The sequence below is a fragment of the Paraburkholderia sp. RL17-373-BIF-A genome (assembly GCF_046030175.1).
Classification (GTDB): Bacteria; Pseudomonadota; Gammaproteobacteria; order Burkholderiales; family Burkholderiaceae; genus Paraburkholderia.
This window is the reverse complement of sequence record NZ_JARESO010000062.1, coordinates 21,045-37,895: the sequence shown is the minus strand read 5'-3', so window position 1 is coordinate 37,895 and position 16,851 is coordinate 21,045. Positions and strand designations below refer to the sequence as shown.

Sequence of the window (16,851 nt, the reverse complement as noted above, 5' to 3'; positions counted from 1 at the left end):
AGGAACAAAACCGGTGCGGCGTCAGATAGTGTCGTCGCACCGTCCCACAAGGCCTCAAACAGCGCCGGCGCGTGTCTGGACGTTGCCGATAGAGGTGATGAACTGCGTGAACTGGTCGAGATGCCACCCGGCGCGCGAATACCGCTGCTCACGGCTGCCGCGTGAAAGAAGCTCAGCGACATGTCTAACGCACACGTCGTCCGGCGGCTGTGGTTCTTGTGGTCCCGGCAATGCGTTGTCCAGCAGAAATTCCGCACACTTGCGCTGATAGCAGAACAGCATGATAGGGACGTCATACACAAAACTCACGATCGCGCCGTGCAGTTTCGAGGTGACGACACACGTTGCCGAAGTAAGCAGATCAACCACCTCGGTAATCGAATCGCCGTATTGAAAGCGCCCCACGGAAACGTTCGATGGCGAGAACAGGCGAGCAATGTCTCCTGTTACAGCGACGCTTTCGTCGTCGAGCGAGACGAACAGCACCTCGTCGACGAGGCGTTGGCTGTCGACTTTGGTGAGTATGGCGAGCACGGCATCCATGTATTGCCGCAGATGAATGGACACGACCAGAGTACGTCGATCACCGCTCCTGCGCTTTGGCGTATAGAGAGCAGGCAACGCGAAAGCGAGGTCCTTGAGGTTGACAGGTGCCAATCCTGTTGCGTCTGCGACCGCGCGGACCGACGCTTCGTCGCGGACCGCGATGCACGGGATCGCTCTAAGAACGCTCGCAAACGCGTGGCGCCGCTCCGCCGTTGCGAATGGCCCGACTGACACGCCAAGCGCGGCGACGGGCCTGTTGAACCGTCGCCCCACGTTGACGATCAGCTTTGCAAAGGGCAGTGATGCGTGGGCGCCGAATAGCGAGCCTCCGCCGAAGATCGCTGCCCGCGCACGCATGACGGCAGCCACATAGGTCACTGACCGCGCCGCCGCGCCCATTGCGCCAGGACGCCCCCACAATGCACGGGCAAGCGGCAAGTGGAACCGATGCGTCAATTCTTGCGCGGGCGACGCACCTACTATCAGCGGACGAATCCCCGGTGTTCTGACCGATATCGACTGCAGCAAGTATCCGAACAAATCGTCGCCGAAGTTGTGTCGCCCATAGAATCCAAAGAAAGCGATGCGTGTCTCGCGGCGGATAGACGCTGGATGGACGTCGCCATGTTGCGACTCGCGAGCGGAGCGAGGGCTTGATGCGACTGCGGACGGCGCTTCGGTTTCGGGCGCGCTCATTTCAGGACCTCATGTGAAAGTGTGTGCGTCACGGCCGGCAAGCGGCGGCCTTGTACCGGCGTCAGCAATCGCCGGTAGGCTCCCACGTAAGAACGGAAAAACTGCGTGTCGCCGAAGCGGGCGCGCGCGTGCGCAGTCGCAGCGGCACCCATCCGCTGACGGAGTTCAGCGTCGTCGATCAACTGGCGGGTGTAATGTTCCAACTGTTCATCATCATTCGCGAGGAAGCCCGTGACGCCGTGGACGATGACATCGCGGTTGCCGACAATGCGGCTGGCTACCGCCGGAAGCCCGGCGGCTTGTGCTTCTATTAGTGCGATCGGCATGCCTTCCCATAGCGAAGGCAGAACGAAGATGTCGGATTGCAGAAGTCGTCGCCGAAGGTCCCCCGCGGGAATCCAGCCAGTCAACTGAATCGCGTCGCGATCGATCCAACGGTCGATTGCGTCGGCTTCGCCATCACCGATCCACACGAAGTGCGCGTTCGAGGTTCCCGCAATGTTTTGCGCAAGACGCGTGAATCGCCATGGAGCCTTTTGATAGGTGACCCGCGCCGACGTGCATACGACCACGGCTTCGCCTGCCTGTCTGTGACCGCCCGGATCGAACCCATCGAGTTTCACCGCATTCTCGACCAGACTTGTGCGCTCCGCACCCAAAAGCAGCATTCGTGCATAACGCAATTCGCTCTTCGAACAGGCAACGATGTGTCCACCCGTTGCATGCAGCATCCGCTCGATCAGCAAAAACAGCTTTGCCTTGAGCGGCGAAATGTCCTCCTTGAGAAAGGCGAACCCGTGCGGTGAATAAATGGTATGCGCCGTGATGCCGAGGAAGCGTGCCGCGATCCGCCCCAACGCCGCGGCTTTCGACGAATGAAGATGAACGATGTCCGGCCGCTCCCGAAACAGAGCGATGAGGAGCCGGAACACGCTGACGATATCGTGGGCTCCGATGCTGGTGTGCATGTCGACGACCTGACGATGCACCCTCGGATCGAACAACTGATCCAGCTTCGCAGTCGGCGGCGTGTCTTGCCGCATGGAATGCAGCACGACGACCTGGTCACCTGCGGCTGCCTGACGATTGGCCAGTAGGGCAACGCAATGCAGCACGCCGCCGCCCAGAGCTTCCGTTACGTGTACGATTTTTTGTCGCATGATCGCTTACCCTAGTTCCTGGATTGCTGGAGCCATCTGATAAGGCAAGAACGGAGATTCCCCGTGTCCTTCTTCATCAGTCATGTTGTGGATGCGTCCCGCGAGCGCGATCAGTCCAATGAGGAATAGCCACGTCGCCAGATTTGTCTGCATGCGTCCAGTCGGCGGAGCGAACTGACGCCAGAGGACGACCAACATCAGGTTCACGAGGATCAACTGAAAGCGGATGCCCGCATAAGTCACCTGAGTCATGCCGTAAAGCACTGCCGCCAGCAACGCGCAGATCAGCCAGCCGATAGGTGGAATGGCGAACTGCCGCCGGTACACGATCATCACGCCCAGCATCAGCATCTGGATCATCAGAAAGAGCAGTCCGGACGACGCATTCGGGGCCGCTATGCCGGTGTAGAGACTGGTCTTGTCGGCGAAGTAGTCCGGCATCAAAAGTGAACCGCCGATGACGGCAACCGCAACGCCGACAAACATCAGCGTGTGTCCGCGCCGGGTCGTCGCAATGAAAAGCAGGAACAGGAGCGCTGAAGAGAAATGCACGCAGGTGCCGATCAAAGCGTAAATGAAGTATCGAAGCGGCTTCTGGTGTGGCGAAACGCGGGTCGCGAGCAGGAAAATCGCCGATGCGAGACCGAATCGCATCACATTCATGGTCAGCTCGTAGAACATGCCGGGCACGAGCACCAGTCCACCGAACCAGATGCCGAAGCGGCTACGGGAAATGGACCACAGCAACAGCAGCGCAGTTGTCATCGAAATGCTGTTGACGACGAACCGCGGGTCGGGATCAATGGCCCAGAGAAACTGCGCATACGCGTTGAATAGCGGCTCGGCGCCATAGCCGTTGCCTTGGCCGAGGTCCGTGAACGCCTGGTAATACGCAGCCGTGTCAGTACCGCTATGGCCACGCAAAACGGCTAGAGCGACCATCGGCAACGCACACGTGAGAACGACGGCAGGATTGGTGCCGCCATAGGCAATGCACAGCGCCACGCCGAAGTAAAAGATTAGTAGGGGAACGAGGTAGTAAGTCATTCTGAACGCCTCGCCGGTTGGTGCTGTGCGCTGGATGCGGGTACTTTTCTCACGTAAATCTCCGCGACAGCACGCAGCGCCGAAAATACTTGGCTGCGCTCAACAGGGAAAAACATAGCCATTCGACGTTGCTGATGACTCTGCGTCTGCGGAAGTGGAGGTAGTTATCCTGTTCACCTTTCTGGATTTTCCAGAGTTGAGCGCTCAGGCCGGTTTGCGCACCGAACTGCGCCTTGTAGACGTATGAAAGGGCAATCGGAAACAGGTAGGCCTCGCCTTGCTCCACCAGAACAGCTTCAAGCAGCATGAAATAGTCTTCAGCGTGCCGCTTCTTCTCGTCGAACCGGGCGCCGACATCTGCGCGCATCAGAATGCTGGACGGCGTGAAGCGGTTCGAGAACAGGATGCGCCGTCGCGACATGCGGCGCGGCGCGATGGCAGAAGGCCATGGTTGCGATTCGGGATGCTCGCCGGGCTCGAGTTGCGCCACAGGATGGCCAGTGATCGCCGCCTCCGGACGAGCACGCATCCATCCGTACTGGATCTCCATCTTGGCGGCATGCCAACTGTCATCCGAGTCGAGAAACGCGATGTAGGGCTGTGTTGCAACCGCCCATGCGGCATTACGCGCTGCACCCGGTCCGGCGTTGCGAGGCTGCGGCAGTACGCGGATCCAGTTGGCTGGATACCTCAGCGCCAGTTGGCCGAGAAGGTCGAGTGTGCCGTCGGTGCTGCAATCGTCGACGAGGATCAACTCACGTGGGCGGCACGTCTGCAGGAATACCGACTGGACGGCTCGCCCGATCGTAGCGCGGCAGTTGAAACATGGAATGATCACGCTTACCGGAATCTGTTCGGATAGCAAGGAGGGCGCAATCTGGGCATCCTGCTGAACGTCAGCGACCGGTGCCGGCTTGCGCCGTGCACCGGCCAGGAAACGACGGGCGCACAGCACGGACAGCGCAGCCCAGACGACCTCGCCTGCGACCGACGCAACCGCGGCGCCGACGATGCCTGCGAGCAACACGCCGATCACGCCAGCAACGACGCTGAATAACAACGCAGCGAAGGCGCAGCGGTTACGCACATGAATCAGATTGCGGGTCGTCATCACGGAAGAGGCGCTGACGGTCAGGAATCTGAATGGCGTGCTCAGTGTCATGAGCATCACCACATTCACTGATTGCTCGTATTGCCTGCCAAATACCAGTGGGATTGCGAACGGCGCGAGCAATGCTGCGATGCCGGCCAGTGCGACACCGGAGGCGAACATCCATTTGTTGCCGTCCCGGTACACTCGTTCGAGACGCTCGTCGCCCGACGCAGCCCAACGGTGAAGGCGCGGCATCAGGAGCTTCTGGAACAAAACGGTTGGCAATAGATAGAGCGCGGTCAGGATCGTCACGGCGACGCTATAGACGCCGACGTCCTGCGACGTGCCGAGGTGCGAGACGATCACCAGCCCGCATTGTCCGTACGCATAGAAGAGGAGACTGGAGACGCCAAAGGGCATGGCGTTGAGCCAGAGTTCATAGATTGACGGCGTTGGCAAACTCCCGCTCATCCGTCGCGCTGCGGATTTCGCCCCATGTCCAATCAGTTCCACAGCACCACGCCGCAGCGCGGAGACCGACCGCCAGGCGCACAGCGTTACGATTGCGCCCATGCAGCCGAAGCCGAGCGCAATCGCCTCGCTGCTTGCCCCCAACTGCCAGCAAGCCAGCACCAGTCCGAGACGTCCGGCATGCTGCAATGCCTGCCACATCGCAACCCGCCCGAACTTCTCTTCGAGCTGCAGTTTCGCCGAGGCCATTTCGATTACGCCCTGCGTCAATACCACGGGGAGCATCGACAGCAGCAGTTGGCTGGTGCGCGCGTCGGCCGTGCCGACCCATGCCCAGAGCGCGGCGGCGACGAGGCACACGAGCGCGCTGCGAGTGATGAAACGGACCGATGCCTCCATCCAGCGCTTTGCCGCCCAGCCTTCGGTGCCGTAGGCCTTTAGCCAGAAGGACGGCACGCCGAAGCCGACCGCCGGGGCAATGATGGTCACGACGGCGAGCGCGGCGGCGAACTGTCCGTACTCCGAAGGTGACAGCGACCGCGCCAGCATCGCCTGTACGGCGAACGCCAGCCCGGCCGATCCCAGCGCGCTGACGGAGAGCAAAGATGCCGCCCAGGCATCGCGGCCTCGCTGCGTCATTGCGCGACCTCGTCCAGCACGGGGCGAGCATCTTTGCTTCGCGAGCTCGCGTAGCGATAGCTTCCGTAGGTCGTGCCATACCGGAATCGTCCTGCGTGCCGATCGATCCCGTTGAGTACCACGCCTTTCACGTCGACGCCGACCTGCCGCAGGCGGCGCGCACACTCTTCGAGTTCCGCCGGCTTCGTGATGGAGGCGCGCGCCACCAGGAACACATTGCCATTGGAATAGGGCGCAAGAATGGCGGCGTCGGGTACAGGAAGGAGCGGTGCGGTGTCGACGATCACCACGTCGTACCGCGCGGAGAGCGTCTGGAAAAGATCGGACACGCTCGGGCTGCTCAGATGGTCGGCAGCATTAGGCGGCATCGACCCGCTTGGGAGAAAGTCGAGCGTCGAGCGCTCGACGTTGCGGATCGACGCGTCGAGCCCACTGGCACCGGCGATCACGTCAGATAGCCCAACGGCCGAGTGGCAGCCATAGGCACGGCTCAGTCCGCTGCGTCTAAGGTCACCGTCGATCAACAGGACACGTTTGCCGGTCCGTGCGAGAACCGCGGCCACGTTCGACGCGATGAACGATTTACCGATGTTGGGTGACGGCCCGGTGAACATCACGACTTTGTTGCCCGAGTCGGACAGCGAAAACTGCAATGCCGTACGAAGACTGCGCAAACTCTCGATCGCGGGGTCGGCCGGATCGACGAACGCCAGTGGCCGTCGCGGGGGGGTTTTTCGACGCAAGTACCCGGACAACCGGAAGCCACTGCGGTTCGCCATCGGCACCACGGAGAACACGCTGAGATCGGTCTGTTCTTCGATCTCGTGTGAATCGGAAATCCCACGGAACAGCAGATCGCGGATGAACGCGGTAGCGGCCGCTGCAAACACGGCGAGCACGACCACGACGAGACACAACACGGGGCGCCACAACCGGATCGGCTGGTCGGGCAACAACGCGTTATCGAGAACGCGGACGTTCCCGATCCGTCCCACCTCCAGAATCTGCAACTGTTCGATGTTGTTCAGCAAGCCGACGTAGAGGTCATTGCTGATCTTGACGTCACGTTGTGCCGTCACCACCCGACGTTGGGTCTCCGGCAGACGATCGATGCGTTGACTGAACCCGGCCGATTGCGCCTGCAGCACCTTGATCTGGCGATCGAGCGCGACCACCGTTGGATTCGTCGGCTCAAAGCGGGTCAGCGCCTCCGCGCGCTTTTGCAGGAGTGTGCTGACCTGGGTCTCATTGTCGGCGGATTGCTGCAGGATGGCGCGCGCCTCACCGTCGAGATCCACCGATCCCAGCTTGCTTCGAACCGCGGCATAGGCACTTTCGGCGGCATCGAGTTTCGCACGCAAGTCGGGTACCTGGCCGCGCAGGAAGGTCAGCGATCGCGCGGCCTGCTCCGCTTTGCGGTCCTCGTTCTGGCCGACATAGTGGCGGGCGATATCGTTCAGGATTGCCGTGATCAGCACCGGGTCGCTGCCGCGCAGCTTGACCTGAAGAACATTGGAATCCTTGCCCAGCTCACTGATGGAAAGACTGCGTTGAAGCTTGTCGATCGTCTCCAGACGCGATTGCCGCGTGAGCTTGAAGCGCGCGCCAGGTGCCGCGCGGATCGCGCTCACGTGCAAGGTGATCGGACCGTCGTCGCTGACAAAAGTCTCGGTCTTGCCGATCCGGCCGACAACGTCCTGTTCGAGGCCGGCGCCCGAAAGCCGGTAGCTCCCGGCGCCCAGAACCGTCAAGCGGTACTGTTCTCCCTCGAATCCGGTGGGAACGTCGAAGCGCTGGACGCTTGCGCTCTCGTCACCCCACGTGTATCCGCCCATGCCGAGGAAGCCAGGGTGGGACAGCCCCTTGCTGGATCGCGCGATGGCGCGACCGATGAACGGAAAACGCGCGGGCTCCGCCTCGATATCCAGACGCAGGTTATCGACGGCCGAAGCCACGACAAGCCGCGACTGGAGCACCTGCATTTCCGTGTCGGCGGACGACTTGACGTCGAGCATCGACGAAAGATCCTGGCCCAGCAGCGACGACGCGGTGGTTGCGGCAGAGCCCTCGTCGACCTGAGTGATGATGTTGACCTGATATTGCGGATCCGATAGCAGTACCGCCGCGATGCCGAGAATCGAGACGGTTCCGAAAATCCACAGCATCATGCGGCGATAGAGCATGAAGACATCGAGCATCGCCGCCAGGTTGAACTCTTTCTCAGTGGCGGCTGCTTCGTGCGGAGCATACGGCGGGTTCACTGTGCACCTCCGCCAACGCAGACGGCTTCCGGATAGACGCGGTCGCCCGTTGGTTCATTCAGGCTTTTCAGTCGCCGTACCCAGTAGTCGATACCGTCTGTCAATGCCTCGCGACACGCGCGGAATGCGGAGATGGGCATGCCCATCGGATCATCGATATCCGCATCGTCGAAGCCGCGTATCGAGAAGATGCGGCCGCGCATCAGCGGATAAAGCGACTGCAGACTTCGCGTCTGTGCTGCGGTCATCGTCAGTATCAGCTCCGCGTCGTTCGCGATCTGTCGGGTCAACTGCGTGGCGCGGTGCGCTTGGATGTCGATGCCCATTTCGGAAAGTACCGCGACGGCCTCGGTCGCCGCCGGTTGTCCCACCTCGGCTGCCAGACCGGCGGAACCGACGCGCAGACCTTCGACGCGTTGCTGAAGAAGGGCAGCAGCCATCGGGCTGCGGCAAAGGTTTCCGTGGCAAACCATTAGAACGTTGGAAATCATCTGGTTGTTCTTTCTTTGTGTTGAGACGTTGCTGACTCGAATGGGCGTTCGCGCATCCAACGTCATGACGAGCGCCATACCGCGAGTTCGTTGATCTCGAGCTTTCCCGTCCAGCCGGTGAAGGTCGTCTTGAGGACAGCCTGAACGGCGCCGGCTGGAACGGCTGCTTGTGCAGACGGAAGTTCATTCGCCGCGCTTTGCGATTCACTCACGCTCAGCGGAACGCCCCCTGCGGCAAAAAACTGGAACGCGAATGCCGTGCGGCCCGTTATGCCCGTCGCTGTGGCAGTACACGCGGCCAGAACGGTTTCGCCGGGACTGACCGGGAAAGGTGTACGTGTGATCACCGAGAATGGCGCGTTATCCTGGTCGTTCGACGCCAGCCGCAAGGCCTGCCTCGAGCTGGCCACTGCGCTGTTTCCGGCAACCGGGTCCGAAGCGACGATTTGGCCTGCAGTCTGACCGGGCGTGGCGACTGACATGTTCCAGTGCGTGAGCGCGTCCACGCGCGTGCCCGGGCGATCCACCGTGAAGAGACTGTCGGCGTTGATCACGCCTCCCCGCCACGGCAGCGCCTGAACCTTCTGGAAGCTCATCGCGGTCACCGACTCGACCGGCACCTCGTCACCGATCAACGCCGTCAACGCCCCCTGCGGTGGAGACTCGAAACGCCACTCGACGCCGGAGGCGGAGAACTTCGCAGTGCCCGCGACCAATTGACGAGGCGCATTGTTCAGGTCCTTGCGCTTCCAGCGTCTCGGCAGCACGATCGAGTCGCGGAACACGGCGCGAAGATGCTTACCCGAAGCCGTGGCGTTGACCAGCAGTCCGTCGATACCCTCGATGTGACAGTGGTTGAGCGCCACCGTGCCGAAACGAGCCTGACGGCCGAAATACACCACGTCGCCGTTGAAATCGAACGAGCAGGCATCGAAGACAAAATCCATGCTGTCCGAGTTGATGTCGACGGCACGCGCGGACCCGGCAAACGTGCAATCGACGAAGGTCATCCGTTCGCCGCTATTCACGCTTCTGCCCACCCCCGCAGCCACGTAAATGCCGTTCTCGCGGTTCTGTTCGAACCGCGACGAGAACCACGCGGTGAGGTACGTATTGAGCGGATCGATCCGGAGCGCGCCACGCCAGCCCGTGACCACGACATTGCGGCCACCCGCGTCTCTCACGGCGCCCGAAAATCCGGCTTGCCGGTTGCCCATCACGATGCCCCATCCTTCGGCCCGCGCCTTCCCGGGGCCAAGTATCGAGATCGTGCCGCCTGTGCCGTCGAGGAACGGCGAGCGGTCACCCGGAAAACGCAACTCTGTCGCGGGAAGCGTGGTTTCGTTTCTGCAGGTCAAGCCGTCCCAACCCACAGGCAACTGGGAGAAGTCGAGCAGGACGCCGCCCACCGAGCACAGCTTGATCCAGGGCGCGGTGTCGATCGTCTCCGTGAGTACGTATCGACCGGCCGGAATCATCAAGGCCGGTAAGCACGACGTGTCGCGCGTGCGCAGTGCGATATTGCGCACGTAGTCGATCGCGCGCTGGAACGTGCCGGTGTCGTCCGTCGCACCCTTGCCCTTGGCGGCGAAGTCACTGATCCAGCGAAATCCGCTCGGTGATCGATTCTCAATGGATTCGCCCCACCCACGCGAGACAGCCGTGGCGCCCAGTATTGCGGCGCCGGCTGAGAGACCCATTGCGGAACGGCGATTCACCATGACCGCACCGTCATGCGCTGGCTTCGGAGAAATCGCAATGTCATGGTCATTTCGTCACCAACCCCGCCGTAAGTCCGGCGTTGATACCAGGAAGCAGAAGGCTCAACACACGGCTGAAGCGAACCAGCCCGTTTCCGTCGACGTAGACGATGTCCTTCGGTTGTAGTTCGAACCGATTGGCGAGAATCATCGAGACGGGCGACGCGGCGTCGAGGTGGAAGACACGTGCGTCCTTGCCGAGCCCGCGGATCACATACAGTTGCGCGGCGTCCGCGGTCGTCGAACTGATGCTGCCCGCCTGTGAAAGCGCGTCGCTCAGCGTCAACTGACCGCTGCGTAGCGGCAGCGCGGTAATGGGTTTTGTCACTTCGCCCAGGACGAACACGCCGTTTTCTTCTCTGGCGGAGACGCGAATCAGATCGCCGGGTCGCAGCATGATCTTCGAAGGATTCAAACCGCGCTGCAGCATCCCCGTGAAATTGATGTCGTACGACTGACCGTTGCGAGTCAACGTAATGCGGCTCTGATCCGCAGCCGCGCTGAACCCGCCGGCATGACTGATGGCGTCGTACAGTGTCGTCGGAATATCGTTGATGGATTGCGCTCCCGGCGTACGTACTTCGCCGTCGACGTACACCTGCTTCGCGCGAAACGACGCAATACGCACCGTCACCTGAGGATCGTGGAACGACTTGCTCAGTTCCGCCGCAAGCTTGCGTTGGACTTCGTCGACTTTCATGCCTTCGACGTGAATATTTCCGACGAAGGGAAACCGCAGATAGCCTGTGTCGTCGACGACGAATCCCGGCGGCGGGTCGTAGGTGCGCGCGTTCGCAGGTGGCTGCGCGCCCAAAGCCGCGGCCAGTTCCGGGTGGTCCCAGACCGTGATCTGGAGCACATCGCCAGCACCGATCGTATAAGCCTGGCCGCGGCCGAGCAGGGCGCTGGCGCTGGCATCGTTACGGCGCTCAGCTTCACTGCGGATCTCGTCGATTGACGACAGGGTCACTTCGGTCATCGGTACGGGCAACTGCTCGGCCGGCGCTTGCTCACTCGCACTGGTTATCGGCAACGTAGACGCTTTTTGCATTTTCATGCCGGGCGCAACCGAACAGGCGGACAAGGCGAACTGGAGCGCCGCAATCCATGCAACCCGATTCATCGAAAACATGTTGACACCGCCGCGACGCAGCGCGTTGGACCTGACTTTCAATTGCTTCACTCCGATTCCTTTTTATTGGGCTCGCCGACCTCCTTCTCGCGGTCCGCGGCTCCGCACGATGACTAGTACGCCTGCTTGCTTAAGAACCCACGGACCACCGTGCGTAGCACGATCTTGATATCCATCCAGAACGATCGATGACGCAGGTAGTACAGGTCATACTCGACGCGGCCAGCCATCTTCTCCAGCGCGTCCGTTTCGCCTCGAAAGCCGTTGATCTGCGCCCAGCCGGTAATGCCCGGCTTGATGCGATAGCGGTCGAGATAGCCCGAGATCAGCGGTCCGTACAGGTCGTCGTGTTCAAGCGCATGGGGACGAGGACCGACGATCGACATTTCGCCGCGCAGGACATTGATGAACTGCGGAATCTCGTCGAGACTCGTGCGGCGCAGGAAGCGCCCTACGGGCGTGATACGGTTATCGTTGCGTGTCGCCTGACGCACTACGCCACGCTCTTGCGCATGAACTCGCATCGAACGAAACTTGTAGATTGAAAACGGCCGTCCCTTCAGGCCCTTGCGGCGTTGCCGGAAGAAAACCGGACCCGGCGACGAGAGCTTGATGGCGATCGCGATCACCACGAATAGCGGTGCAAGCCCGATCAGCGCAACCAGTGCAAAGGCCCTGTCGAAGATCTCCTTGCCGGTCATCGCCTCATCAGAAATGGCCGACGGAGAAAGACTGAGCGAGGGGATGTCGAGTGTGCCGAGCGACGCGACGCCGGCGTACAGTCCGAGCGGCATGAAGTCCGGCATCAGCCGAATTTCCACCAGCGTGTTCTTGAGCGCTTCGATGCAATGGGCCGCCGCGGCGTGGGCCGACAGCGGTAACGCGAGCCATACCTCGTGAATGCCGCCGGACTCCGCTAGCCCTGCGAGACGGGCCAGTTTGGTCTGGCCATGCTCGCCCATGGCGGAGCCGGGGCGGTCGCCGGCGTCGTGCAACTCGACAACTTCCGCGACACGAAAATCCGGGTGATTGCTGGAGTCGACCTTCGCAACGATCAGCTTGAGGTATTCGCCGTTGCCCACGACGACAATGTTACGGGCGCGCAACCCGACAACACGCGGGGAGGAACGCATCGTGGAGGCGATCACTCGCCATGCCGCGAGCAGTACGACGCCTATGCAGGTCCACCATGCGATCCAGGACACCAGCGTCTCATCCTGGTGCTGAATGGACAGCAGGAGCAGCAAGCCGGCGAACTGCAGGGCCAGCCATGCCGGCAGAACTCGGGTCCCGAGGCGATACAACGAGCGCATGGGCGATACGGCGTAAACGCGAACAATCGGCAAAAGAGCCGCTGACGACATCAGGATAACGATTGCGAACAGCAACTGAAGTGGGCCGCTTTCGTGGCCCTGCGCAGGAGCGATATGGGCTGCGATGACAGCCGCGAGCGCAATGCACCCGCTATCGATCAGGCGTGCGACAGCTTGTTTCATGAGAATCTCCGTGGAGCCGGTTGAGGAAGCAGCCAGCTATCGCTCGCTTCTACGAAACGGGGCGGCGTACCCGCTTGACGGTGGGCGGTTCGGACGACCCGTTATCAGCCAACCGGTTGCGCTCATTGGTCCGATACTCTGTCGGTGACATTTGCAGGTGCTGGCGGAACAGCTTGGCCAGTCGGTCGCCACTACCCAGACCCGTACGACGGGCGATCTTGTCGGCGGGCAGGTCGGTATCGACCAGCATGTGGCAGGCTTTTTCGAGGCGGACCCGCAGGACGAACTCCGTCGGCGTCACGCCGATCTCCTGTTTGAAGCGGCGGAGGAAATTGCGTTCGCTCATTGCCACAGCCTGAGCGGCATCCGCAATCGATATACGGCTCTCGCTGCTGACCCGCAACTGATACGCTGACGTGCGAATCAGGTCACTGGCGCGCGCCTCGCGGGAATTGAATACCGAGTGGGTGAACTGTTTCGGCGTGACGGGCAGCAGGTCGTGCGCGACCTGGCTGGCCGTCTCGTAGCCACAATCACGTTTGACGACGGACAACGCGCTGGTTAGCGCGACACTAGCGTCGGCGTCGATGCCGGCGGTTCTGGTTGCGGACAGCGCGCTTGCGGTCATCGCACCACCTGCCACCTCAGTCACTGCAACATCCTTGGGTTCGAGTCGAGCCATTTCGAGAACGCCATTACCTCCGCCGATCCCCTGCACCACCTCCGCATGCGGATAGGCGTGACGTAACCACGAGATCAGCCGTTCGTCGCTTTCGACGGGTGCGCTCACGGCTCCGAGCGCAAACAGCGCATGAACATCATTCGCGTAGTGGGAGTCGACCGCGTCGGTCCAGATCAGCACGCCCGAGGACGAGCGTATGGCTCCGCCGCTGGCGGACACGAGACGCAGGTCGTAGTAGTTGTGTAGCGCGTTGTCCGGATGACGCAAACGGTTGGCGAGACTGAATGTCTCCGCCAGGCGCCCCATATGAATGAGCGAAAAACCTTCGAACAGGAGAATCACAACCTGTCTGCGGCGGCGCGCCAACCCCACGCTCCCGCCCATCATGAGATGAATTGTTTTCCTCGTTATATCAGTCGCACATTCCATACCGCTGGCCCCCGGCACTATTAGCGAAAATGAGTTTTCTGCAGCGCATCATATTCGCGGGGGTGCTCTGATCAGACAGGGGCGTCCGATTCAACCATGCTCTTGGCGGATTTGATCAAGAACATCCAGGCTGGTAATTTTTTGACACGAAATGCATCGATTTGCCGCTGACGAACGCCAAGAAATTCATATTGGCTTCATATCCGGCAATTGAATATTTGGCGCGCGGTATCGGCGCGAAAGAGGGCGCCGTGTCGCGATAGTCCGCGTCTGGAGCCTCATTGCCAGCTGACTCAAATACGGTCAAATCATGGCGAAATGACGATATATCAGGGTGGTGTCGCGAGTGTGGGTGGTTAACCGAGTTATACACATTGCATCATTTCGGTCGCTATAGCAGGTTCAGCCAGCTCTTTTTTCTATGTGAAAAGTTCGCGATGTGAAAAAGCAGTGGTGAATTAATGCTCGCTATTGCGCTAATTGCAGTTCGCCACTGAGACCCGAAAGGAAAAAATAGACCCGGAAACATTGGCATCAGTTACTGACTACTTTCGGTGTAATTTGTCGGGTGCGCTCCCATGACGGGTGTCGATCCGTATCGCTTGTGCCGGCCGTATCAATGCATCGGATTGCCCGGTGGCTGGCTAAGGGCACTGCACCGTCGCAGGGCTATCGGCAATCGAAACAGAAGCGGCGGGCGTCGGTGGAAGCAGCCCGGAATGAGCTCGGCCGCTTCTCCGCAAGGCGGATCACCGTGCGCAGGTATTCGCTTTCAGGGGAGCGCCACGCTGCGGGCTCAGCTCAGGCTACTCGGAGAGGCTTCTTTGCTCAGCCGGTAATCGGTGGGTGTGGTCGCCAGATACTTTCTGAACAGCTTGGCCAACTGACCGCCGCTGCCAATTCCGCAGCGCCGTGCGATTTTGTCGATGGGCAAACGCGATTCAATGAGCATCTGACAACTCAGGTTCAGACGCGCGCGAAGCAGATAGTCAGAGGGCGTCATACCGATCTCGTTCTTGAAGCGCCGCAAGAAGTTGCGCTCGCTCATGGCTGCGAGACGCGCCGCGTCGTCGATTGAGATGGGACGATCGACGTTTGCCTCCAGCCACCGGGCCGACGCCATAATCTTCTCGCTAACCTGCGCCGCCCCGCTGCGGGCGACGGAAGAGCTGAAAGGAGTCTTATGCGGCGGCGCGACGGACTCGGCAACCTGACGCGCCAGTTCAGGCCCGAGGTCTTCTTCAACGATGTGCAGTGCCGTGCGTACGGCCGCGGGCGTGTCGCCTTGCGACCGTGCCGGACCTCGGTCGCACGCTTCGGAGCCGCTGCGCAGCAGCGGGCAATAGCGGCTTGGAAGCCCAGCCGCTTCCAGAAGCAGCCGGCCCTCAGCGATTGGGTGAACGATTTCGCTGAACGGATGCCTGTGGCGTAGCCAATTGCGCAGGCGCTCATCGCAGCGTGCCTCTTGCGCGCCCGCGCCGCCTGCGATGAACATCAGATGCGTGTCGCTCGTGCCTTTGTGTGAATCGACGCTGTCCGTCCAGACGAACACCGACGACGAGCTCGCAATGCGGCCACCCGCAGCCGAAAGCAGCGAGACATCGTAGCGCGCGCGGCCCGATCGTTGCGACGCGGCGAGCGCGTTCGCTTTATGGAATATTTCGATGAGCGCTGCGACCTTAGGCAGCGCAAAGCCATTGAACAGCACTATGTCGACGTGAGTCGTCGCGTTCACTTGCGCCGGCACCGCACTTTGCCGCGAGCTGAGCGGCGGAATATGTACCAGCCCCATTGGTTCTTTACCCCGGAATGTTGTGGCCTGTAAAGCCTCTCTCAAGACCCTGTAATTCTTTTGTCGAGGCCTGTTATGCAAATGATACAGGCGCCATTATTATAGGCTGAATTAGTCAAGACATTGGCAGTGAGGACATTGAGTGGGTATGGGAGCACCGAGTTGGGGCACGCGTTTAAACGGAGAAAATTCGAATACGTCGAGACGATATCCTGGATAGACTGAGACGGAATGTATAGGGAATCTTCAAAAATGATTTATACCAGACACGAGAAAAATCCCTATTCGAGGTGTTGGTACCCGTGCAGCGCGCGCTTGGGTAATGCCCGGTAAGTATTCTATCTCGCTGTAATTCCGAATCCCGTCTCACGCAATAACAGAATGAGGAATCTGTCTTTGTCTGCGGCTTCGACGCGCGTCACCAGGCCTGCGGAAAAAGCGTTGTCATGGCGTAACGATTCTGAATTGGACGAGGTTTGCATTCTTCATCCTCGTTTGAGACCGGTGCTCAGAACGCCATTGACGCGAGGAAACCTATGGCGGGTAGCAATTCGTCAAGCGCGGTCGAAACGGTGGTGTCTCTTCGGACAGAATGTTTCCGATAGCCGCCGCTCGGAGGAAGGTCGAGCCGGGATTGATAGAATCGCACCGGCCGTCGGCACACGGCCTCATCCTGATTTCGATTTGCTGTTGCGCAGCGATTGTCTGACTCCAATTGATCCGGAAATATTCGGGGTAGGGCTTTCCAGAGTCATTTTTGAAGGATGACACCCGTATCATGTAGACGCGCCACGCGGTGCGTTCGCCGCACGGGGCTGGTTGCGGCCGTCAGATTCAAGCGGGATTGTGTCAAGGCCAGTCATACATTAAGCAAACGATTGCGTGAGGGCCTAAATAAGTCGGCCGCGCAGCCGATAACCCGTTCATGCACAAACAACACATTAAGACAATCGTTGATGCCGCCAGCGAAACCGCCGATAGCATCGTCGGCGCGCGGCAGTGGAGAACGGCCGAAGATGCGAGCGCGATGCACGATGTGATCTTCTGGGACATGATCGCCAAGCAATTACCCAATGTGAGCATTGCCGATCTGCTTTCAATCCTGAATTAGACGCACAGCGCGGGTTGTGGCTGGACATTCCGCGGTGGATTGAGC

The 16,851-nt window shown here is 60.5% G+C and carries 12 protein-coding genes; 1 reads left to right on the top strand and 11 read right to left on the bottom strand.

What is annotated here, in order from left to right:
- Nucleotides 1-54: 54 nt before the first annotated feature.
- From P0D80_RS40840 to P0D80_RS40790, 11 genes are all read right to left on the bottom strand, one after another.
- Nucleotides 55-1,242 (bottom strand): polysaccharide pyruvyl transferase family protein, encoded by a 1,188-nt coding sequence (locus P0D80_RS40840; RefSeq protein ID WP_408292226.1) that lies wholly within the window; start codon nt 1,240-1,242, stop codon nt 55-57.
- Nucleotides 1,239-2,402, bottom strand: coding sequence for a glycosyltransferase (locus tag P0D80_RS40835; protein WP_408292224.1), 1,164 nt, complete (start codon nt 2,400-2,402; stop codon nt 1,239-1,241). The genes P0D80_RS40840 and P0D80_RS40835 overlap by 4 nt, the downstream gene beginning before the upstream one ends.
- A gap of 6 nt (nt 2,403-2,408) precedes the next feature.
- Nucleotides 2,409-3,449 carry an EpsG family protein gene (locus P0D80_RS40830; RefSeq protein ID WP_132381533.1) on the bottom strand — a complete coding sequence of 347 codons (1,041 nt, stop codon included), beginning with the start codon at nt 3,447-3,449 and terminating at the stop codon, nt 2,409-2,411.
- A 49-nt stretch (nt 3,450-3,498) separates the two neighbouring features.
- The gene (locus tag P0D80_RS40825) at nt 3,499-5,652 is read right to left on the bottom strand and encodes a glycosyltransferase (protein ID WP_408292222.1); all 2,154 of its coding nucleotides are present in this window, start codon (nt 5,650-5,652) and stop codon (nt 3,499-3,501) included.
- A complete protein-coding gene (locus P0D80_RS40820) occupies nt 5,649-7,913 on the bottom strand; it encodes a polysaccharide biosynthesis tyrosine autokinase (protein WP_408292220.1) in 2,265 nt (754 codons plus the stop codon). The genes P0D80_RS40825 and P0D80_RS40820 overlap by 4 nt, the downstream gene beginning before the upstream one ends.
- Complete coding sequence (locus tag P0D80_RS40815; protein WP_121311450.1) at nt 7,910-8,482, bottom strand: arsenate reductase/protein-tyrosine-phosphatase family protein; 573 nt, start codon at nt 8,480-8,482, stop codon at nt 7,910-7,912. The genes P0D80_RS40820 and P0D80_RS40815 overlap by 4 nt, the downstream gene beginning before the upstream one ends.
- Nucleotides 8,467-10,125 (bottom strand): glycoside hydrolase family protein, encoded by a 1,659-nt coding sequence (locus P0D80_RS40810; RefSeq protein ID WP_408292217.1) that lies wholly within the window; start codon nt 10,123-10,125, stop codon nt 8,467-8,469. Before P0D80_RS40810 ends, P0D80_RS40815 begins: the two co-directional genes overlap by 16 nt.
- Before the next feature lie 46 nt (nt 10,126-10,171).
- Nucleotides 10,172-11,296: a polysaccharide biosynthesis/export family protein gene (locus P0D80_RS40805; protein ID WP_132383201.1), complete on the bottom strand. Its 1,125-nt coding sequence runs from the start codon at nt 11,294-11,296 to the stop codon at nt 10,172-10,174.
- 113 nt (nt 11,297-11,409) lie between these two features.
- Nucleotides 11,410-12,792 carry an undecaprenyl-phosphate glucose phosphotransferase gene (locus tag P0D80_RS40800; RefSeq protein ID WP_408292215.1) on the bottom strand — a complete coding sequence of 461 codons (1,383 nt, stop codon included), beginning with the start codon at nt 12,790-12,792 and terminating at the stop codon, nt 11,410-11,412.
- A 49-nt stretch (nt 12,793-12,841) separates the two neighbouring features.
- Nucleotides 12,842-13,816, bottom strand: coding sequence for a GlxA family transcriptional regulator (locus P0D80_RS40795; RefSeq protein WP_408292212.1), 975 nt, complete (start codon nt 13,814-13,816; stop codon nt 12,842-12,844).
- A gap of 883 nt (nt 13,817-14,699) precedes the next feature.
- On the bottom strand, nt 14,700-15,695 hold the full coding sequence (locus tag P0D80_RS40790; protein WP_408292210.1) for a GlxA family transcriptional regulator: 996 nt from the start codon (nt 15,693-15,695) through the stop codon (nt 14,700-14,702).
- 925 nt (nt 15,696-16,620) lie between these two features.
- On the opposite strand from P0D80_RS40790, the gene P0D80_RS40785 reads away from it, so the two are divergent.
- The gene (locus P0D80_RS40785; RefSeq protein WP_132381545.1) at nt 16,621-16,806 is read left to right on the top strand and encodes a hypothetical protein; all 186 of its coding nucleotides are present in this window, start codon (nt 16,621-16,623) and stop codon (nt 16,804-16,806) included.
- The last annotated feature ends 45 nt before the right edge of the window (nt 16,807-16,851 follow it).

Bases quoted from the DNA above. Each gene is read 5' to 3' on its own strand.
- P0D80_RS40840 (WP_408292226.1), bottom strand. From the start codon at position 1,242: ATGAGCGCGCCCGAAACCGAAGCGCCGTCCGCAGTCGCATCAAGCCCT.
- P0D80_RS40835 (WP_408292224.1), bottom strand. From the start codon at position 2,402: ATGCGACAAAAAATCGTACACGTAACGGAAGCTCTGGGCGGCGGCGTG.
- P0D80_RS40830 (WP_132381533.1), bottom strand. From the start codon at position 3,449: ATGACTTACTACCTCGTTCCCCTACTAATCTTTTACTTCGGCGTGGCG.
- P0D80_RS40825 (WP_408292222.1), bottom strand. From the start codon at position 5,652: ATGACGCAGCGAGGCCGCGATGCCTGGGCGGCATCTTTGCTCTCCGTC.
- P0D80_RS40815 (WP_121311450.1), bottom strand. From the start codon at position 8,482: ATGGCGCTCGTCATGACGTTGGATGCGCGAACGCCCATTCGAGTCAGC.
- P0D80_RS40810 (WP_408292217.1), bottom strand. From the start codon at position 10,125: ATGGTGAATCGCCGTTCCGCAATGGGTCTCTCAGCCGGCGCCGCAATA.
- P0D80_RS40805 (WP_132383201.1), bottom strand. From the start codon at position 11,296: ATGTTTTCGATGAATCGGGTTGCATGGATTGCGGCGCTCCAGTTCGCC.
- P0D80_RS40800 (WP_408292215.1), bottom strand. From the start codon at position 12,792: ATGAAACAAGCTGTCGCACGCCTGATCGATAGCGGGTGCATTGCGCTC.
- P0D80_RS40790 (WP_408292210.1), bottom strand. From the start codon at position 15,695: ATGGGGCTGGTACATATTCCGCCGCTCAGCTCGCGGCAAAGTGCGGTG.
- P0D80_RS40785 (WP_132381545.1), top strand. From the start codon at position 16,621: ATGCACAAACAACACATTAAGACAATCGTTGATGCCGCCAGCGAAACC.